At 71.0% G+C, this 19592-nt stretch carries 16 protein-coding genes; 11 read left to right on the top strand and 5 right to left on the bottom strand.

Annotated features, from left to right (window positions below; all coding sequences use genetic code 11):
- Positions 1 to 96 precede the first annotated feature (96 nt).
- Positions 97 to 909 carry a ParA family protein gene (locus ITJ50_RS12715; protein WP_027465232.1) on the bottom strand — a complete coding sequence of 271 codons (813 nt, stop codon included), beginning with the start codon at positions 907 to 909 and terminating at the stop codon, positions 97 to 99.
- A 60-nt stretch (positions 910 to 969) separates the two neighbouring features.
- On the opposite strand from ITJ50_RS12715, the gene ITJ50_RS12710 reads away from it, so the two are divergent.
- The 3 genes from ITJ50_RS12710 (at position 970) to ITJ50_RS17665 (ending at position 5160) form a co-directional block, all read left to right on the top strand.
- Entirely contained in the window at positions 970 to 4380 is a 3411-nt protein-coding gene (locus tag ITJ50_RS12710) for a pyruvate carboxylase (RefSeq protein WP_194590619.1), read from the top strand.
- A 1-nt stretch (position 4381) separates the two neighbouring features.
- Positions 4382 to 4885, top strand: coding sequence for a peptide deformylase (locus tag ITJ50_RS12705; protein ID WP_194590618.1), 504 nt, complete (start codon positions 4382 to 4384; stop codon positions 4883 to 4885).
- 143 nt (positions 4886 to 5028) lie between these two features.
- Positions 5029 to 5160: a hypothetical protein gene (locus ITJ50_RS17665; protein WP_017886606.1), complete on the top strand. Its 132-nt coding sequence runs from the start codon at positions 5029 to 5031 to the stop codon at positions 5158 to 5160.
- Between the two features lie 178 nt (positions 5161 to 5338).
- Here ITJ50_RS17665 and ITJ50_RS12700 read toward each other — a convergent pair whose 3' ends face one another.
- Positions 5339 to 7276 carry an AMP-dependent synthetase/ligase gene (locus ITJ50_RS12700; RefSeq protein ID WP_194590617.1) on the bottom strand — a complete coding sequence of 646 codons (1938 nt, stop codon included), beginning with the start codon at positions 7274 to 7276 and terminating at the stop codon, positions 5339 to 5341.
- A 121-nt stretch (positions 7277 to 7397) separates the two neighbouring features.
- On the opposite strand from ITJ50_RS12700, the gene ITJ50_RS12695 reads away from it, so the two are divergent.
- From ITJ50_RS12695 to ITJ50_RS12685, 3 genes are all read left to right on the top strand, one after another.
- Positions 7398 to 8351: an ROK family glucokinase gene (locus tag ITJ50_RS12695; protein WP_017886608.1), complete on the top strand. Its 954-nt coding sequence runs from the start codon at positions 7398 to 7400 to the stop codon at positions 8349 to 8351.
- A 111-nt stretch (positions 8352 to 8462) separates the two neighbouring features.
- Positions 8463 to 9188, top strand: coding sequence for a lysophospholipid acyltransferase family protein (locus ITJ50_RS12690; RefSeq protein WP_017886609.1), 726 nt, complete (start codon positions 8463 to 8465; stop codon positions 9186 to 9188).
- A 104-nt stretch (positions 9189 to 9292) separates the two neighbouring features.
- The gene (locus tag ITJ50_RS12685; RefSeq protein WP_194590616.1) at positions 9293 to 10678 is read left to right on the top strand and encodes a class II 3-deoxy-7-phosphoheptulonate synthase; all 1386 of its coding nucleotides are present in this window, start codon (positions 9293 to 9295) and stop codon (positions 10676 to 10678) included.
- A gap of 229 nt (positions 10679 to 10907) precedes the next feature.
- Here ITJ50_RS12685 and pknB read toward each other — a convergent pair whose 3' ends face one another.
- Positions 10908 to 12983, bottom strand: a complete 2076-nt coding sequence (gene pknB, locus ITJ50_RS12680) for a Stk1 family PASTA domain-containing Ser/Thr kinase (protein ID WP_194590615.1) — start codon at positions 12981 to 12983, stop codon at positions 10908 to 10910.
- An 82-nt stretch (positions 12984 to 13065) separates the two neighbouring features.
- Positions 13066 to 14352 (bottom strand): LysM peptidoglycan-binding domain-containing protein, encoded by a 1287-nt coding sequence (locus ITJ50_RS12675; protein WP_259496078.1) that lies wholly within the window; start codon positions 14350 to 14352, stop codon positions 13066 to 13068.
- Between the two features lie 172 nt (positions 14353 to 14524).
- Between ITJ50_RS12675 and ITJ50_RS12670 the strand changes: the two genes are divergently transcribed.
- Complete coding sequence (locus tag ITJ50_RS12670; RefSeq protein ID WP_017886613.1) at positions 14525 to 14881, top strand: Rv2175c family DNA-binding protein; 357 nt, start codon at positions 14525 to 14527, stop codon at positions 14879 to 14881.
- A gap of 70 nt (positions 14882 to 14951) precedes the next feature.
- Here ITJ50_RS12670 and ITJ50_RS12665 read toward each other — a convergent pair whose 3' ends face one another.
- On the bottom strand, positions 14952 to 16070 hold the full coding sequence (locus tag ITJ50_RS12665) for a polyprenyl synthetase family protein (RefSeq protein WP_159556499.1): 1119 nt from the start codon (positions 16068 to 16070) through the stop codon (positions 14952 to 14954).
- A gap of 96 nt (positions 16071 to 16166) precedes the next feature.
- Between ITJ50_RS12665 and ITJ50_RS12660 the strand changes: the two genes are divergently transcribed.
- The 4 genes from ITJ50_RS12660 (at position 16167) to ITJ50_RS12645 (ending at position 19582) form a co-directional block, all read left to right on the top strand.
- Positions 16167 to 16571 carry a DUF3040 domain-containing protein gene (locus tag ITJ50_RS12660; protein WP_031259427.1) on the top strand — a complete coding sequence of 135 codons (405 nt, stop codon included), beginning with the start codon at positions 16167 to 16169 and terminating at the stop codon, positions 16569 to 16571.
- A gap of 813 nt (positions 16572 to 17384) precedes the next feature.
- Positions 17385 to 17816, top strand: a complete 432-nt coding sequence (mraZ, locus tag ITJ50_RS12655; RefSeq protein ID WP_017886616.1) for a division/cell wall cluster transcriptional repressor MraZ — start codon at positions 17385 to 17387, stop codon at positions 17814 to 17816.
- 106 nt (positions 17817 to 17922) lie between these two features.
- Positions 17923 to 18888: a 16S rRNA (cytosine(1402)-N(4))-methyltransferase RsmH gene (rsmH, locus tag ITJ50_RS12650; protein WP_017886617.1), complete on the top strand. Its 966-nt coding sequence runs from the start codon at positions 17923 to 17925 to the stop codon at positions 18886 to 18888.
- A 1-nt stretch (position 18889) separates the two neighbouring features.
- A complete protein-coding gene (locus ITJ50_RS12645) occupies positions 18890 to 19582 on the top strand; it encodes a hypothetical protein (RefSeq protein WP_017886618.1) in 693 nt (230 codons plus the stop codon).
- The last annotated feature ends 10 nt before the right edge of the window (positions 19583 to 19592 follow it).

Below are 19592 nucleotides of genomic sequence, written 5' to 3'. Positions count from 1 at the left end.
CACGAACTGTCGGCTGCGCGCGCCCGAGCCGACCGTTGGTGACCAGTCGGCGGACGTGAGCGGGGTGTTGTGACCCGTCGGCGTGCCGGGTCCGACCTACGCGGCGCCGCCCTCGGCGTACGGACCGATCTTGCCGGTGCGCATGATGCGCTCGAGCAGCTGGTCGAAGTTCTTCGCCATCTCCTGCGCGGACTCGCCGGGCCAGACGTGCAGCGGCTTCGCCGCACCCTGCGCCTGCTGCAGCGACGTGCGCTCCGGCAGCTGCGGGGAGAGCACGAGCGGACCGAACATGTCGCGGAGTTCCTTGATGCGGAACTGGTGCTCGAGCGACTGCACGCGGGCACGGTTCACGATGATGCCGAGGGGCTGCAGGCGGGGGGAGAGTCCGCGGCGGATCTCCTCGATGGCGCGCAGGGCTCGGTCGGCGGCGGCGACCGAGAACAGGCCGGGCTCGGTGACGACGGTGACGCGGTCGGACGCGGCCCACGCGGTGCGGGTCAGGGCGTTCAGCGACGGCGCGCAGTCGATGAGGACGAGCTCGTAGTCCTGCTCGACGTTGGCCAGGGCCTCTTCGAGCTTCCAGATGTCACGGATCGACGGGTGCGGCCCGTCGAAGTTGATGGCGGAGGGCGACCCGACCATGACGTCGATCTTGCCCTGCGACCCCTTCGTCCAGCCCGAGGGGGCGATCGCCTGACGGACGATCTTCTCCTTCGGGTTCTCGAGGACGTCGGCCACGTTGAGGTGGCCGGCGAGGTTGATGTCGAGGCCCGTCGAGACGTCGGACTGCGGGTCCAGATCCACCACCAGCGTGCGCAGTCCCTTGGCGAACGCGGCCGAGGTCAGGCCGAGCGTCACCGTCGTCTTGCCGACACCACCCTTGAGGGAGCTCACGCTGAGTACATGCACGTTGAGCAACGTTACCGCCACTAGGGTTGTCTCACCTCAACCCGGGCTGAAAGGGACGTCGTGTTCACGAAGATCCTCGTTGCGAACCGTGGCGAGATCGCCATCCGCGCGTTCCGTGCCGCCTACGAGTTGGGGGCCCGAACGGTCGCCGTCTACCCGTACGAAGACCGGAACTCCCTGCACCGTCTGAAGGCCGACGAGGCCTACCTGATCGGGGAGCGGGGCCACCCCGTCCGGGCGTACCTGGACGTCTCCGAGATCATCCGCGTCGCCCGCGAGTCGGGGGCCGACGCGATCTACCCGGGGTACGGGTTCCTGTCCGAGAACCCGGAGCTCGCCGCGGCAGCAGCGGCGAACGGCATCACCTTCATCGGTCCGGGCGAGCACGTGCTCGAGATGGCCGGCAACAAGGTCACCGCGAAGGAGCACGCGATCGCGGCCGGCGTCCCGGTCCTCGCGAGCACCCCGGCGAGCCGCGACATCGACGAGCTCATCGCCGGCGCGGACGCGATCGGGTTCCCGGTGTTCGCCAAGGCCGTCGCCGGCGGTGGTGGGCGTGGCATGCGCCGGGTGGAGACGAAGCCCGAGCTGCGCGACGCCCTCGAAGCCGCGATGCGCGAGGCCGACAGTGCGTTCGGCGACCCGACGATGTTCCTCGAGCAGGCCGTCATCCGTCCGCGCCACATCGAGGTGCAGATCCTCGCCGACGCGACCGGCACCGACGCCGGCACGATCCACCTGTTCGAGCGGGACTGCTCGGTGCAGCGGCGCAACCAGAAGGTCGTCGAGATCGCGCCGGCGCCGAACCTCGACCCCGCGATCGCGCAGGCACTGCACCGCGACGCCGTGGCCTTCGCCCGGTCGATCGGGTACGTCAACGCCGGCACCGTGGAGTTCCTGCTCGACACCGAAGGCGAACGCGTCGGCCAGCACGTCTTCATCGAGATGAACCCGCGCATCCAGGTCGAGCACACAGTCACCGAAGAGGTCACCGACGTCGACCTGGTGCAGTCGCAGATGCGCATCGCGGCGGGGGAGACCCTCGCCGACCTCGGTCTGTCGCAGGACGCCGTCCACGTGCACGGCGCGGCGCTGCAGACCCGCATCACGACCGAGGACCCGACGCAGGGCTTCCGTCCGGACACCGGCCGGATCAGCACCTACCGCAGCCCCGGCGGCGCGGGCGTCCGGCTCGACGGCGGCACGGTCGCCACCGGTGCGCAGATCAGCCCGCACTTCGACTCGATGCTCGCGAAGATGACGTGCCGCGGCCGCGACTTCCCGCCGGCGGTGTCCCGGGCCAAGCGCGCCCTCGCCGAGTTCCGCATCCGCGGCGTCAGCACGAACATCCCGTTCCTGCAGGCCGTGCTCGAGGACCCGGACTTCGCCCGCGGCGACGTCTCGACGAAGTTCATCGAGGAACGCCCCCAGCTCTTCGGCGGCCACGTCTCGAAGGACCGCGGCACGAAGGTGCTCACCTGGCTCGCCGACGTCACGGTGAACAAGCCGAACGGTGAGCGGTCGCCGCTCGTCACCGACCCGGCCGAGAAGCTCCCGGCCACCGACCTGACGACGCCCGTGCCCGAGGGACAGCGCGACCGCCTGCTGGCGATGGGTCCAGCCGAGTGGTCGAAGGCCCTCCGCGCCCAGACGGCCCTGGCGGTGACCGAGACGACGATGCGGGACGCCCACCAGTCGCTCCTGGCCACCCGGGTCCGCACGAAGGACCTCGTCGCCGTCGCACCGCACGTCGCGCGGCTCACCCCGCAGCTGCTCAGCGTCGAGGCCTGGGGAGGTGCGACGTACGACGTCGCCCTGCGGTTCCTCGGGGAAGACCCCTGGGAGCGCCTGTCCTCGCTGCGCGAAGCGATGCCGAACATCCCGATCCAGATGCTGCTCCGTGGCCGCAACACGGTCGGGTACACGCCCTACCCGACCGAGGTCACCGACGCCTTCGTCGACGAGGCCGCTCGGTCCGGCGTCGACGTCTTCCGCGTGTTCGACGCGCTGAACGACGTCAGCCAGCTGCGTCCGGCGCTGGAGGCGGTGCTCGCGACCGGCACGGCGGTCGCCGAGGCGGCGCTCTGCTACACCGCCGACCTCCTCGACCCCGCCGAGGACCTCTACACGCTCGACTACTACCTCCGCCTGGCGGAGCAGATGGTCGAGGCCGGCGCGCACGTCATCGGCATCAAGGACATGGCCGGTCTCCTGCGTGCCGGTGCGGCCGAGAAGCTCGTCACCGCGCTGCGCGAGCGCTTCGACCAGCCCGTGCACGTGCACACCCACGACACCGCCGGCGGCCAGCTCGCGACCCTGCTCGCCGCCTCGCGCGCCGGGGCGGACGCCGTCGACGTGGCCGCAGCACCCATGGCCGGCACGACCAGCCAGCCGAGCATGTCCGCCCTGGTCGCCGCCCTGGCGCACACCGAGCGCGACACCGGTCTGTCCCTCGACGCCGTCGGTGACCTCGAGCCCTACTGGGAGTCGGTCCGTCGCGTGTACGCCCCGTTCGAGTCCGGGCTCGCCGGTCCGACCGGGCGTGTCTACAAGCACGAGATCCCCGGCGGTCAGCTGTCGAACCTCCGGCAGCAGGCGATCGCCCTCGGGCTCGGCGACCGGTTCGAGCAGGTCGAGGACTGGTACGCCGAGGCGAACCGGATCCTCGGGCGCCCGACCAAGGTCACGCCGTCGTCGAAGGTCGTCGGCGACCTCGCGCTGCAGCTCGCCGCCGTCGGTGCCGACCCGGTCGACTTCGAGCAGAACCCCGACAAGTACGACATCCCGGACTCCGTGGTCGGGTTCATGGCCGGCGAACTGGGCGACCTGCCCGGCGGCTGGCCGGAGCCGTTCCGCTCGAAGGTCCTGGCCGGGCGTGACGTCCGACTCGAGATCACCCCGGTGCCCGCGGACGAGCGTGCGCACCTCGAGACCCCCGGACCCGAGCGGCAGCAGGCACTCAACCGCCTGCTCTTCCCGCAGCCGACGCAGCAGTTCCAGCGTGTGCGGGAGCAGTACGGCGACCTGTCCGTCGTGCCGACCGTCGACTACCTGTACGGGCTGCGCCCGGGGCAGGAGCACAGCGTCCCGCTCGGCAAGGGCGTCGACCTGTTCGTCGGGCTCGAGGCGATCGGCGAGGTGGACGCCAAGGGCATCCGCACGGTCATGGCGACGATGAACGGGCAGCTCCGCCCGGTCGCCGTCCGCGACCGTTCGGTCGAGGTCGAGACGAAGGCGGCCGAGAAGGCCGATGCGTCCGACCCGAAGCACGTCGCCGCGCCGTTCTCCGGCGTGGTGACGCTCAAGGTCGCCGTCGGTGACGTCGTCGAGGCCGGTACGCCGGTGGCGAGCATCGAGGCGATGAAGATGGAAGCGGCCATCACGGCGCCCGTGTCGGGCACCGTCGGCCGACTCGCGATCCCGGTGACCCAGCAGGTGGACGCCGGCGACCTCCTGGTGGTGCTGCAGTAAATTGACCGTTCGTCCCATCCGCCTGTTCGGCGACCCCGTCCTCCGATCGCCGGCCGATCCGATCCGACCCGAACTGCTCGGGAGCACCGGAGTCCGTGACCTGGTGCAGGACCTCGTCGACACCGTCAAGGAACCCGGACGTGCCGGGGTGGCCGCGCCGCAGATCGGCGTGGGGCTCCGCGCGTTCTCGTACAACGTCGACGGCGAGGTCGGCTACGTCCTGAACCCCGAGGTCGTCGAGCTCTCCGGGGAGCCCGAGCTCATGGAAGAGGGGTGCCTGTCCGTCCCCGGCCTCGGCTACCCGACGCGTCGGTACCCGTACGCCAAGGTCCGGGGTGTCGACGTCGACGGCGCCGAGGTCGTCCTCGAGGGCACCGGACTGATGGCCGAGGCGCTCCAGCACGAGTGCGACCACCTCGACGGCACGGTCTACGTGATGACGCTCGACCCCGAGATCCGCCGTCAGGCGCTGCGCGACATCCGCGCGCAGGACTGGTTCCACTGAGCGGTCCCACAGGCCCGCGTTCGCGGGCTGTGAACTCGGGTGTGACACCCCCACGGGGGATTGTCGCTTTGTCCTGACGAGGGGGTACCGTGCTGCTGTCGGCCTCCCACCGACGGCCCATCCGATCCCCCCAGGACTCCCGCATGACCAGTCAGAACGACGAGCTGAGCTCGCACCGCACCCGCACCAACCGTCGACCGGCCGAGGCCACCGTCACGACCGGTTCGACCGCCGTCCTCGACGCCCCCGCGACGGAGCAGCCGCAGGAGGCCTGACCCCGCAGGCGCCCCGGCGCCCGCTGGACCGCCTGGAGGCCCGGATCACGTCCGACGGACGCGATCCGGGCCTCCAGACCGTTGCGTCCACAACCGCGCGCACCTGGCGGGATCGGGCGTCCCTGGTCGGAAGAACCGACCCGGTACGCCCGAAGTGACCAGGTACGCCCGGCGGGCGCTAGGAGCGGCCTCGGCGCCGCCCCTCGACGACCGGGGTCGCCGTCGTCTGCACCTTCGACCCGGAGTAGATGTGGTCGACGTCGGCGGCGAAGTCCTGCAGGATCACCGACCGCTTGATCGTCAGCTTGGGTGTGAGGTGCCCGGACGCCTCGGTCAGGTCGGTGTCGAGGATCGTGAACGACCGGACCGACTCGGCGCGGGAGACGCGGCTGTTCGCGGTGTCGATGGCCTCCTGGACGGCGGACAGCACGCGTTCGTCGTAGGCGGCCTCGTGTGCGCTCAGAGCCGGGGCGATCCCGCGGGACTCGCACCAGCCGGGCAGCATCTCGCGGTCGAGCGTCACGAGCGCGGCGACGAACGGCTTGCCCTCGCCGACGACGACCACCTGGCCGATGAGCGGGTGCTCGCGGATGCCGTCCTCGAGCGGTGCCGGTGCGACGTTCTTGCCGCTCGCGGTGACGATGAGCTCCTTGGCGCGTCCGGTGACCGTGAGGATCCCGTCGCCGTCGAGCCGGCCGAGGTCACCGGTGCGGAACCAGCCGTCGGCGAAGGCGTGCTCGGTCGCCTCGTCGTTCCGCCAGTACCGGTCGAAGACGTCGACGCCGCGGATCAGGATCTCGCCGTCGTCGGCGATCCGGACCTCGATGCCGGGCAGGGCGCGACCCACCGTGCCGATGCGGAGTTCACGGGCACGGTTGACCGTGGCGGGTGCCGTGGTCTCGGTCAGGCCGTAGCCCTCGAGGATGAGCACCCCGATCGAGCGGAAGAAGTGCGAGAGCCGCGGGGAGAGCGGCGCCGAGCCACTGATGGCGTACTCGACCCGGCCGCCCAGGGCATCGCGGAGCTTCGCGTACACGAGCCGGTCGAACAGCTTGAACTTCAGGCCGAGCAGGAACGGCACCCGGCCGGCGGCGAGGGCTTCGGAGTGGGCGACCGCGGTGTCGGCGGCCGCGCGGAAGATCCTGCCCTTGCCGCCGAGGTCGGCCTTCTGCTCGGCGGAGTTGTAGATCTTCTCGAACACCCGGGGGACCGCGAGCAGGAACGTCGGCTGGAAGGTCGACACCGCCCGCATGAGGTCCTTGGTGTCCGGCTCGTGGCCGACGAGGACACCCGCGGAGACCGACATCGCGGCGATGAACCGCGCGAAGACGTGGGCGAGCGGGATGAACAGCAGGGTCGAGGCGCCGTCGGCGACGACCTCGGGCATCGCCTCGCTCGCGCCCTCGACCGTGGCGGTGAAGTTGTCGTGCCGCAGGACGCACCCCTTCGGCCGGCCGGTGCTGCCCGAGGTGTAGATGATCGTGGCGTCATCGTGGCCGTGCACGTGGGCGGTGCGGGCGTCGAGTTCGTCGTCGGTGACGTCCTCGCCGAGCCGGGTCAGGTCGTCGAGGCCGCCGCCGTCGATCGTCCAGTGCTGGCCCAGGGCGGGCAGGTCGGGTGCGATGGAGGCGACGCGGCGCGCGTGCTCCTCCTGCTCGACGACGATGGCGACCGACTCGGAGTCGGACAGGATCCACCGCACCTGGTCGGGGGAGCTCGTCTCGTACACGGGCACGGACACCAGGCCGGCGGTCCACACGGCGAAGTCGACCAGGGTCCACTCGAGCCGGGTGCGCGACAGGATCGCGACGTGCGCGCCCGGCTCGAGCCCGGCGGCGACGAAGCCCTTCGCGATGCCCCGGACCCGGGCCAGGGTCTCGGCCGCGGTGAAGGTCGTCCAGGTGTCGCCGTGGCGCTGGGCGAGGATCGGACGTTCCGGCGTCAGACGGACGCGGTCGCCGAGGAGCCGCGCTGCCGAGCCGTGGTCCGGGGCGACGGGGCCGGCGTCGGGGCTGGTGGGGTGCTCCCCGGCCGACGGTGTGCTCCCGGTGGCGGCGCTGCCAGCGGTGGACGTGTCGGTGGAGGCGCTGCTGCGTGCAGGACGCTGATCGTTCACGGTGACTCCCTTGTCTGCCGGTTCGACTCGAGTGCGCCTCAACACCGAGGCGACACCGCCAGCATAGGGCGCGTCTCCGGGCGTTCCTCGACTTCGCGGCGAACCGGTAGGCTCGTTGCTCGTGCACGCCATCGGAATCGACATCGGGGGCACCAAGATCGCGGGTGCGGTCGTGACGGAACTGGGCGAGATCGTCGCCGAGGACCGCGTGGCCACCAACGCTGCGGACCCGAACGCCATGCTCGACGACGTCGTCTCGATGGTCGAGCGACTCAGCTCGCTCCACCAGGTCGGCGCCGTGGGGGTCGCCGCCCCCGGGTTCATCGACGCTTCGCAGTCGATCGTCTACTACACGCCCAACATCCGGTGGCGGAACGAACCACTCCGGCAGAAGCTGCAGCAGCGCCTCGGCGATCTGCACATCACCGTCGACAACGACGCGAACGCCGCTGGCTGGGCGGAGTTCCGGTTCGGTGCCGGTCGGCTCGTGTCCGACATGACGATGCTCACCATCGGCACGGGGGTCGGCGGCGCCATCGTGACCGAGGACCGGCTGTTCCGCGGCGGCTTCGGCACCGGTGGCGAGATCGGGCACCTGCGCATCGTCCCGAACGGCCTGCCCTGCGGGTGCGGCGCCCGTGGCTGCATCGAGCAGTACGGCTCCGGCCGCGCCCTGCAGCGCATGGCCAACGACGTCGCCGACGCCGGCGGGATCGGTTCGGCCCTGGCCGACGCCCGCGCCGACAACGGTGGCCAGCTCGACGGCAAGATCGTCGGCGACCTGATCCTGGCCGACGACCCGGGTGCCCTCGCGGCACTCCGTCGGCTCGGTCGGCACCTCGGCGAGGCGTGCGCGTCGCTCTCCGCCGTGCTCGACCCGCAGCTCTTCGTGTTCGGCGGCGGCGTCGCCAGCGCGGGGGACCGGCTGCTCGACCCGATCAAGCAGGCGTACCTCAACAACCTGCCGGCCCGCGGGTACCACCCGGAGCCCGACTTCGTCATCGCCGAACTCGTCAACGACGCCGGCGTCGTCGGTGCTGCCGACCTCGCTCGCATCCACGCCCGGACGGCGTAGGGTCGGCGCGCAAACGCAAACGCAAACGCAAACGCAAACGCAAACGCAAACGCAAACGCAACCGCGAACACCCGTGCACCACCCGGACCTTCTCACCACCTGGAGTCGTCGATGACCTACTGGCTGCTGAAGAACTTCGTGCTCGGACCGCTCATCCTCACCCTGTTCCGGCCGTGGGTCGTCGGGCGCGAACACGTCCCCACGACGGGCCCGGTCATCTTCGCCTCGAACCACATCTCGTTCATCGACTCGGTGATCCTGCCGGCGGTGCTCGATCGTCGACTGTCGTTCCTGGCGAAGAGCGACTACTTCACCGGCCGGGGGCTGAAGGGCTGGGCGACGAAGACCTTCTTCAACGCCATCGGCCAGCTGCCGATCGACCGCTCCGGTGGCAAGGCGTCCGAGGCGTCCCTGCGCACCGGGCTGCAGGTCCTGGCGCGCGGTGAACAGCTCGGCATCTACCCGGAGGGCACGCGCAGCCCCGACGGCAAGCTCTACCGCGGACGCACCGGCATCGCCCGGATGATCCTCGAGGGGCGCGTGCTCGTCGTCCCGGTGGCCATGGTCGGCACGCGCGAGGTGCAGCAGATCGGGCAGCGGTTCCCGAAGATCAAGCGCGTCGGGGTCGTGTTCGGCAAGCCGCTCGACTTCTCGCGGTTCCAGGGCTTCGAGACGGACCGCTTCATCCTGCGCAGCGTCACGGACGAGGTCATGCACGAGCTCGCCGGGCTGAGCCGTCAGGAGTACGTCGACGTCTACGCCACCAGCGTGAAGGAGCGCGCGAGCTCTGCGCGCGAGGCCGTCATGCGGGAACGGAAGTCGACGCCTGCACGTTAGGCTCTGATGGTCCCGGCACCCCGCCAGGACGCCCATCGCCGACGCGCGGCCACGTGCCGGTCAGCGTCGCCGGGCCGCCCGCACAGAACACCGAGGTAACGCCCTTGCCCGAGTCGACCGACTTCGTCGCCCTGCAGAATCCGGACGTCATCGAGGGGCTCGACTATTGGCGGACGCTCCCGATCAAGCAGCAGCCGACCTGGCCGGACGCCGCCGCTGCCGAGGCGGCGTCGGCCGAGATCGCCACGCTCCCGCCGCTCGTGTTCGCGGGCGAGGTCGACGAGCTGCGCGCACGGCTCGCCGCGGCCGCCCAGGGCAAGGCCTTCCTGCTGCAGGGCGGTGACTGCGCCGAGACCTTCGCCGGTGCCACCGCCGACTCCATCCGCGACCGGGTCAAGACGATCCTGCAGATGGCCGTCGTGCTGACCTACGGCGCCTCGACGCCCGTCATCAAGATGGGCCGGATGGCCGGACAGTTCGCCAAGCCCCGCTCGAGCGACTTCGAGACCCGCGGCGACGTCACGCTGCCCGCCTACCGCGGCGACATCGTGAACGGCTACGACTTCACGCCGGAGAGCCGCGAAGCCGACCCGCGCCGCCTGGTGCAGGGCTACCACACCGCTGCGTCGACGCTGAACCTGGTCCGAGCGTTCACGCAAGGGGGCTTCGCCGACCTGCGGCAGGTGCACTCGTGGAACAAGGGCTTCGCCTCGAACCCGGCGAACGCCCGGTACGAGCACCTCGCCAAGGAGATCGACCGCGCGATCCGGTTCATGGCCGCCTGCGGTGCCGACTTCGAAGCGCTCAAGCACGTCGAGTTCTACGCCTCGCACGAGGGGCTGCTGATGGACTACGAGCGCCCGATGACCCGCATCGACTCCCGCTCAGGCCTGGCGTACGACACGTCCGGCCACTTCATCTGGATCGGTGAGCGCACGCGTGACATCGACGGTGCCCACGTGGACTTCCTGTCGCGGGTGCGCAACCCGATCGGTGTGAAGCTCGGCCCGACGACGACCGTTGACGACATGAAGGCGCTCGTCGACAAGCTCGACCCGAACCGTGAGCCGGGTCGCCTGACCTTCATCACGCGGATGGGTGCCGGGAAGATCCGCGACGAGCTGCCCAAGCTGCTCGAGGCGATCAAGGGCATGGACGCCAATCCGCTGTGGGTCACCGACCCGATGCACGGCAACGGCCTGACCACGCCGACGGGCTACAAGACCCGCCGGTTCGACGACGTCGTGGACGAGGTCCTGGGCTTCTTCGAGGCGCACCGCCAGGTCGGCACGTACCCCGGTGGCATGCACGTCGAGCTCACCGGTGACGACGTCACCGAGTGCCTCGGTGGCTCGGAACACATCGACGAGGCCACCCTCGCCACCCGCTACGAGTCGCTCTGCGACCCGCGCCTCAACCACATGCAGTCCCTCGAGCTCGCCTTCCTGGTGGCCGAGGAACTCGGCGCGCACCAGCCCGACCGCTCGTAGCGCAGGAACCATTTCGACGAAGCGACAGAACCCCGCGGCACGTTCGCGGGGTTCTGTCGCTTTCGCGTGTCGGACGGGAGGCCCGTGACGGCGCCGCCACGGGCCTCCCGTCCGTCCCGGGGCCCCGTCCACGGCCGCGGAGCGTCGCCCTCGCGACGGTGTCGGCGCGATCGGGCGAGACAGTGTCGCTCTGGCGACACACACCGCCCATGCAGCGCCTGCGCCGGCCCTACTGGTCGTAGGACAGGGTGACCGTGTCGCCGCGGTACACGGTCGCGCCGGAGCCCGGATCGGTGCCCGTGACGGGCAGCGTCGACTTCCAGTCGTAGAAGCCGCAGAGGATGTTCGTGCAGTCGGGCACGGAGACCTTGAGGCCGAGGTCCTCGAGGGTCTTCGTCGCCTCGTTGATGGTCTTGCCGACCACTCCGTCCTTCGGCACGGTGATCGGCGTCGGGCCCTTCGACACGACGACGTCCACCGCCGACCCGCGCACGGCGGGGGACTCCTGCACGGCGGCGGAGACGATCTGCCCCGTCGGGACGGTCTCGCTGTACTCCTCGGTCCGGGCGCCGAGGACGAGCCCGACGTCGTCGAGTGCGGCGGAGGCCTCGTCGACGGTCTTCCCGACCACGTCGGGCACGGGGCCGAGCGACACCGTCAGGGTGATCCGCCCGGTCTCGCCGTACGCCTTCACCGTCGTCAGGTCGAGCGCCTTGCCGCCGGACGCCCGACCGGTCGCCGCGATCACGGTGTCCTTCGGCGCGTCTGCCGAGAACTGGTACCGGTCGTCCTGCAGTTCGAAGTCGTCGTCGAGCGCGGCCGTCACGGTGGAGAGCGGCTGCCCGACGATCGCCGGCAGCGGGATCATCCGGGGGCCGTTCGAGACGACGATCTGCACCGCCGTGCCCTTCTGCACCTCGCGCCTCGCAGCCGGCTCGGTCGTGGAGACCTGCCCCTTCGCGACGACGGCGTCGAACCGTGTCCCGGTCTTCGACGCCGCCTGCAGGCCCTGTGCTTCGAGCAGCTGTCGGGCCTGCGAGACCGACTTGCCCGCGACTTCCGGGATGCGCACGTTGCCACCGGGCCCCGGGCCGAAGTACCAGCCGAAGCCGGCTCCGATCAGCGCGAGCACGACGACCACGGACAGGGCGATCCAGCCGCGCTTCCGACGCTTCGCCGACTGGTCGGCGAGCCGCTGGCCGGCGGGGGACAGGACGCCGGGCTGGGCACCGGTGCGACGGGGCCCCGGGGCGTTGGTGCGGGCCCGCGCGGGCGTCCGAACGCCGTCACCGGTGTCGCGGTCACCCGCCCGGTCGATGATGGCGGTCTCGTCGGCAGCACCGGCACCTGCGGCTCCGACCGAGGCGGCGGCCGCTGCGGCGCCGAGCGTTCCCCCGCCGCCGGAGGGCAGGATCGCGGTCCCGTTCTCGGGGCGGAGCACGGCGGTGCGGTACTGACCGGTCGCCCGCTGCTGGTTGCCCGACATGTGGTCGAGCATCTCGCGGGCGTCGCGGGGACGGTCCTCGGGGTCGCGCGCGGTCGACCAGGCGACCAGCTCGTCGAGCTCCGGCGGCACCCCGGACACGGCGGCGCTCGGGGCCGGGACGGAGTCGTTGGCGTGCTGGTACGCGATCTGCATCGGCTGCTCGCCCTTGTAGGGCTGCTCGCCGGTCAGCATCTCGTAGAGCATGATGCCGAGCGCGTAGATGTCGCTGCGCGAGTCGGCGGCGCCGCGGGTCACGAGCTCGGGGGACAGGTAGGCGATCGTGCCGAGCAGGGCCGCGCCGGTCGCCGTGTTCGCGGTCGTGGCCCGGGCCAGGCCGAAGTCGCCGAGCTTGATGCGGCCGTCGTCGGCGAGCAGGACGTTCTCGGGCTTCAGGTCGCGGTGCACGATGCCGGCGCGGTGCGCGGACGCCAGGCCCGCCAGCACGGCGCGCAGGATGTCCGTGGCCTGCTCGGGGGTCAGGGCGTGGTGTTCCTGCAGCAGGTCCCGCAGCGTGATGCCGGGGATGTACTCCATGACGATGTAGGCGGTCTCGCCCTCGGCGCCCTGGTCGTACACGCCCACCAGGTTCGGGTGCGACAGCCGGGCGGCCGACCGGGCCTCCTGGATGAAGCGCTCACGGAAGGCCTGGTCGTCGGCCAGGTGCCCGTGCATGATCTTGATGGCGACGCGTCGCTCGAGGCGCACGTCGGTCGCGAGGTAGACGGTCGCCATGCCCCCGCGCGCGATGCGCGAGCGGACGCGGTACCGCTGATCGATCATGCGACCGATCATGGGGTCCGTGGCGGCGTTGGTGGTCATCGGCGGCATTCTACGAATCGAGACGGCAGCCGGACGCACCGGCGCACCGGTCGTGACCCAATCTCGATCTTCCGGATGAGGCTCAGAGGGTCGCCAGCCAGCCCTCGGCGGCCGTCGCCCAGTTGGCGTAGGCCTTCGGGTAGGCGGAGAGCTGCACGGCCTGGGCCGCATCGGTGATGCTCATCGAGGACCAGCCGCGCACGTCGAGCAGCCCACTCGTCTTGCCGGCGTTCGGGTTGTCCCGACCACCGAAGAACAGCTTGGTGGCGTGCACCGGGTCCTGCAGCGTCGCCGCGGGGCCCCACCCCTGGCTCGGGCGCTGCTGGAACAGACCGACCGAGTCGCGGTCGCCGTGTGGGATGTTCCGCAGGCTCGACTCCTGCATCGCGGCGGCGAGGGCGACGACGATGCCGCGGTCGGGGACGCCCAGGGAGCGACCGACGGCGACGATGGTCGCCGCGTTCTGTCGCTGCTCGGCGCTCAGGCCCACGGCACCGCTGACGGCTGCGCTGGCGGCGACCGCCGGTGCGGCAGTGGCGTTCGACGACGGGATGACGAGTGTCTTGCCGGCGTAGATGGTGCTGGTGTACGACAGGCCGTTCGCCGACAGGAGCGACTTGACGGAGACGTGGTGGGCGGCGGCGATCGAGGCGACCGTGTCACCGGCGCTGATCTTGACGCTCGACCGGGTCGACGGCGCCGACGCCGTGGACACCGATGTCGACGAGGACGTGCCGTGCGGGACCCGGAGCGTCTGCCCCGGGTAGATGACGCTGCGCTGTGACAAGTCGTTCGCGCGGAGGAGCGCCGTGGTCGACACGCCGACGCGGGAGGCGATGGCGGAGACCGTGTCGCCCTGCTTCACGTGGTAGCTCGAGGTGTTCGACCCGGAGCCGCTCGTGGCCCCGGACGTCCGCACGGCAGCGGTGGTCACGGCGGGGGTCGACGCCAGGTGCAGCGTCTGGCCCGGGTGGATGATCGTGTTCCAGCCGAGGCCGTTGCGCACGAGGATCTCCTGCGCCGACAGGCCGAACCGGGCGGCGATGCCCGAGACCGTGTCGCCGTGGTGGACGGTGTAGTTCGTGGGCACAGCGGTCGTGGGGGCCTTCGTGGTGGCGGCGACCGTCCGGACGACGGTCTGCGACGGCCGTGCGACCGCGGTGCCGAACACCGGGCGGTCGGTGAGGACGCGGTCCTGGTCGACGTGACGCTTGTGGTTCGCGTCGGCGTCGTCGTGCCGCGGCTCGGCGTGTGCGACCGGACCGGTCAGGCCGGCGGTCACGGCGATCGTGCCCGCGAGGACGATGGGCATGGTGGCGAACCGGGCGGATCGTGCGCGCCGGGCGACTTCGTCTGCAGCGTGGTCCACGGGTCTCTCCTGATCTCGACTGAGGCGTGCGCACGCGTGCGCGCACTCACAGGTGCCACAACGCTGGCATGGCCTGATTCCCAAGTCAACCAGAGAGTCAGATGTGGTGGATGTGACGAATGTGACGAACGTTACCGATTCACTCCGGCGGTCACTCTGGCACCATGGGCGTGTGAGTGCCGCACCCGCCGACGACCTGACCCTCTCCGAACGCTGGCTGACCGTCCCCGAGCTCGTGGACATGTTCAGCACGAGCCCCGGACGGATCCACCGACTCTTCGAGCAGAAGACCCTCCTCGCCGCCCGTGTCGGCGGTGTGCTGCGGGTGCCGGTCGAGTTCCTCGAGGACGGCGAGCCGATGCCCGAACTCCGCGGCACGCTCATCGTTCTCGGCGACAACGGCTTCACCGACGACGAGGCGGTGCGCTGGATGCTCACCGTCGACGACGCGATGGGCACCACGCCGATCGCGGCGCTGCGCGCCGGTCGCAAGGCCGAGGTGCGTCGCGTCGCCCAGTCGCTGCTCTAGACGCGTTCCGGTCGGACAGGAGGCCCGGTGCCAGCTGGCACCGGGCCTCCCTTGCGTCCTGTGGCCGTGTCTAGGACGACCGGCGGCTGACCGTGTCGGCCAGCGACGCGAGCTGTTCGCGTGCCGACGGCGTCAGCGGCGACGCGTCGAGCGCCGCCTTGGCACGCTGCACGTGCCGATCGATCGACCGTTCGACGGCGGCCACGGCGCCGGACTCGGTGAGGGTCGCCCGGAGCATCCGCACCTGCTCCTCGTCGAGGTCCGGGTCGCCGAGGAGCTCGTCCAGGAGCTGCCGCGGCCCACTCGCCAGGGTCTTGCGCGCAGAGGCAATGAGGACGGTGCGCTTGCCCTCGCGCAGGTCGTCGCCCGCGGGCTTCCCGGTGACCCCGGGGTCACCGAACACGCCGAGCATGTCGTCGCGCAGCTGGTAGGCCACGCCGAGGGGGAGTCCGAAGGCGCGGAGGCCCTCGAGCTGGGAGTCACTCGCGCCGGCGACCAGGGCACCGATGACCAGGGGTGCCTCGATCGAGTACTTCGCCGACTTGAAGACGATGACGCGCTGGGCGCGGAGCAGGTGCTCGGACTCGTCGATGACGGGCCAGGCGGTCTCCTCGTGCACGTCGAGGTACTGCCCCGCCGTGACGTCGAGGCGCATCGCGTGGAACTCCTGGCGGACGATGCGGGCCCGCACCGGGTCGAGGAGCGCGAGGCCCTCGTCGAACACGGAGTCGCTCAGCGAGAGCAGCAGGTCGCCGAGGAGCAGCGCCGAGTTCGTGCCGTACTGCCCGCGGTCGCCGACGAAACCGGACTCCTCGTGCAGGGACTCGAAGCGGCGATGCGCGGCCGGACGCCCACGACGGGTGTCCGAGCGGTCCATGATGTCGTCGTGCACCAGGGCGGCGGCGTGGAAGACCTCGAGCGCGGCGGCGACCGTGACGATCGCTTCGGCGGTGGTCTGCCGGGACCCCTCGGCCAGCGGGTCGAACGAACCGGAACGGCCCGCCACCGACTGCCATCCCCAGTAGCAGAACAGGGCCCGGAAGCGCTTGCCGCCGGACAACAGGTCTCGGGCGTACCGGTCGAACGGCGCGAGGTCGGGGCTGATCGCGAGGAGCCGCTCACGCTGCTCGTCGAGTGCCCGGTCGATACGCGCCGATACGAGGTCCACTAATCGCGTACTCTCAGCCACGATCCCTACCCTAGTGGAGTGGTCGAGGCATAGAATCGGTCCACCCAACCCGCGTTTTTCAACCCCGCGTCGATCCCAGGAACAGAGGGAACCAAGATGCCGCTCTCGGAACAGGAGCAGCGCCTTCTCGAAGAGATGGAGCGCAGCCTCTACCAGAACGATTCCGATTTCGTGGCTCGTGTCACACGTCGACAGGGTCGTCCGACGTACACAGCCATCACCCTCGGGGTCCTCGGCGCACTCGCCGGGATCGCCGTCGTCATCGTCGGCCTGGTCATCAAGGCGCCGCTGCTGGGCATCCTCGGCTTCGTCGTGATGCTCGCCGGTGTCCTGTTCGCGCTGCGCCCGGGCATGCGTGCCCCGAAGGCGAAGCCCGCTCGGCCGGGCAAGCCCGCATCCGGTGGGTCGGCGCGTCCGTCTGCCAGTGGTGGTGGTGGCGGCGGGTCCTTCATGGACCGCATGAACGACCGCTGGGACAAGCGGAACGACCAGGGTCAGTAGCTGACCGGAGCCGGTCGGGCTCCCTCCACACTCCTCCACGGGGTCGGCCTTCGGGCCGGCCCCGTTTCGTGTTCCCGGGGGCGGGCGGGTTCGGGCCGGGGCCGGGGTCGGGGCCGCGGGGCGGAGCCGGAGCCGCGGGGTGTGCGCGCGAGGTGTGCGTGCGGGGTGTGCGCGCGGTTGGTCACGACATGCCGCGTGGAGGTCGCCGGGGGGTCACGAACTGTCGGGTGGGGAGCGCGCGAGCGACGGTTCGTGACCACTCGCCGTCGCCTCGGCGGCGCGTCGTGACCACGCGCCGACCGGCGGCCGGGCGTGGTGGAGCCGGCCGTGCGCCCGCGGGAGCGCCGCGGCGGAGGTGGGGCGGGCCTCCCGGCCGGGGTGGACCGACGCCGCACGCGGGGTGTGCGCGCGAGTGGTCACGACATGCCGTGCGGAGGTCGCCGGGGGGTCACGAACTGTCGGCTGGGGAGCGCGTGAGCGACGGTTCGTGACCACTCGGCGTCGCGGCGGCGGCACGTCGCGACCACACGCCGACCGGCGGCCGGGCGTGGTGGAGCCGACCGTGCGACCGCGGCGCGCCCCGACGTGCTCCACCGGCTGCGAAAGTCCTCCACTTTCCTCCACGCCCGCTCCTGCCGCCCGGAACCGCATGGATCCGGGCTTTTCGGGCTGCATCTGCGGGATGCATTCCTGGGCGCATGCCCCCAGTAGGGGTGTCGAGGGCCGAAAAGGGTGCGGAATCCTGGTCCGGGGGAGGGGAGTGGAGTAAAGTGGGGCTTGCAACGGTCCGGTGGAGCGGAGGGGAGGCCCGACGTGCTGCTCGGTACTCATGCCCCGAAGCTCGACGAGAAGGGTCGCGTGATCCTCCCCGCCAAGTTCCGGGACGAACTGTCCGGCGGGCTCGTCATGACCCGCGGCCAGGAACGCTGCGTCGTGGTCTTCAGCGCCCGGACGTTCGAGGAACTCCACGAGCGCATCCGGACCGCTCCGATGACGTCGAAGCGCACCCGGGACTACATGCGCCTGTTCCTCTCGGGGGCCAGCGCGGAACAGCCCGACAAGCAGAACCGCGTGACGATCCCGCAGAACCTCCGCGAGTACGCGGGGCTCGAGCGGGACCTCACGGTCATCGGCAGCGGTGACCGTGCCGAGATCTGGTCCACCCCCGCGTGGGAGGCCTACTACGCCGAAGCCGAAGAGGCATTCGCCGACAACGACGAGGAGGTGATCCCGGGGATCTTCTGATCCGCGGATCGGGACTCCCAGCCGTGAAGCCCTGACATCACTTCCCCGGTGTCAGGTCGCATGGATGGGGATCCGGACCCACGGCCCAGGAGACGAGGGGCTGCACATGGCCGACAACGACAACGAGACGCCACGCTTCCCGCACACGCCGGTGATGCTCCAGCGCATCGTCGACCTCTTCACGCCGACGCTCGAGGGCCCGGGCAAGGTCGTCGTCGACGCCACGCTCGGCATGGGTGGTCACTCCGAGGGCCTGCTCGAGCGGTTCCCGGAGCTCACGCTCATCGGACTCGACCGCGACACCGACGCCCTCGGCATCGCGGGGGACCGTCTGTCCCGCTTCGGTGACCGCGTCCGGCTCGTGCACACCGTGTACGACGGCATCGTCGACGCCATCCAGGGCGAGGGCTTCACGAAGGTCGACGGCGTGCTGTTCGACCTCGGTGTGAGTTCGCTGCAGCTCGACCGGGCCGAGCGCGGGTTCGCGTACAGCCAGGACGCCCCGCTCGACATGCGGATGGACCGGACCGAGGGGCAGACCGCCGCCGACGTCCTGGCCACCTACGACGAGGGCGAACTGCGTCGCATCTTCCAGCGCTACGGCGAGGAGAAGCTCGCCGGCCGCTACGCACGAGCCATCGTGGAGCGGCGGGCGACGAAGCCGTTCGAGATGTCCGGCGACCTGGTCCAGGTGCTGCACGACGCGACCCCGGTCGCCGTCCAGCGCCAGGGGCACCCGGCCAAGCGCGTCTTCCAGGCGCTCCGCATCGAGGTGAACGCCGAACTGAGCGTGCTCGAGCGGGCGATCCCGGCGGCCCTCGACGCCATCGCGGTCGGTGGCCGCATCGTCGTCGAGTCCTACCAGTCCCTCGAGGACCGAATCGTCAAGCGGGCCCTGGTGGAGCGCACGAAGTCGAGCGCCCCCGCCGACCTGCCGGTGGAGCTGCCCGAGCACGCCCCCACCTTCTCCCTGATCGTCAAGGGCGCTGAGCTGGCCGACGAGGCCGAACGCGCCGCCAACCCCCGAGCAACCCCCGTGCGACTGCGCGCGGCCGAGCGGATCCGGAACTGACATGAGCACGAACCTCGCACTCGTCGACCCTGCGGTCGTCCCGTCGCGGGCCCCGCGCCCCGACCGTCAGCACCGCCCCGAGCTGGTCGAGGTCACCCCCACCGCGGCCCAGCGCCGGGCCCGTCCCCGCATCGGGTACGCCGTCGTGGCCGTCGCCGCGCTCGGGATCCTGCTGCTGGCCCAGCTCGGCATCAGCATGGTGCTCAGCCAGGGCGCCTACACGCTCAACTCGCTGTCGACGGAGCAGACCAACCTGTCCCGCACGCAGCAGTCCCTGTCCGAGGAACTCCGGGTGCTGGACTCGCCGCAGAACCTGGCCCGCAACGCGCAGGCGCTCGGGATGATCGCGAACTCCACGCCGGTGTACCTGGACCCGAAGACCGGCCGGGTGTACGGCACGCCGACCCCGGCGAAGCCCGACGAGGCAACCGCGTCCACCGAGAACCAGGTGCCGAACTCCCTGCTGAACGACGTGCCGCTGGCCACCCAGCCGGGCGCCACGTCGACGAGCAAGGAGACGGGCAACACCGGCGACCCCGCCGCAGGCAGTGCCGCCGCAGGCAGCACCGCCGCTGACACGTCCGCACCTGCCGCGTCTGAGAAGACCAGCGGCGCCAGCGCGTCGGACCAGGGGACGGCGAAGTCGTCCGTAGAGTCCGACGCGAACCCGCTCCAGGCACCCTCCACCCGGTGACCGGCGGGTC

The sequence above is a fragment of the Curtobacterium sp. VKM Ac-2889 genome (assembly GCF_015350855.1).
In the GTDB taxonomy this organism is placed as follows: domain Bacteria; phylum Actinomycetota; class Actinomycetes; order Actinomycetales; family Microbacteriaceae; genus Curtobacterium; species Curtobacterium poinsettiae.
This window is presented reverse-complemented; position numbering and strand designations above follow the sequence as displayed.

What these genes read in the sequence shown, in the direction of transcription:
- ITJ50_RS17665 (WP_017886606.1), top strand. Translation starts at nt 5,029, where the DNA reads ATGACCAGTCAGAACGACGAGCTGAGCTCGCACCGCACCCGCACCAAC.
- ITJ50_RS12690 (WP_017886609.1), top strand. Translation starts at nt 8,463, where the DNA reads ATGACCTACTGGCTGCTGAAGAACTTCGTGCTCGGACCGCTCATCCTC.
- pknB (WP_194590615.1), bottom strand. Translation starts at nt 12,983, where the DNA reads ATGACCACCAACGCCGCCACGGACCCCATGATCGGTCGCATGATCGAT.
- ITJ50_RS12660 (WP_031259427.1), top strand. Translation starts at nt 16,167, where the DNA reads ATGCCGCTCTCGGAACAGGAGCAGCGCCTTCTCGAAGAGATGGAGCGC.
- rsmH (WP_017886617.1), top strand. Translation starts at nt 17,923, where the DNA reads ATGGCCGACAACGACAACGAGACGCCACGCTTCCCGCACACGCCGGTG.
- ITJ50_RS12645 (WP_017886618.1), top strand. Translation starts at nt 18,890, where the DNA reads ATGAGCACGAACCTCGCACTCGTCGACCCTGCGGTCGTCCCGTCGCGG.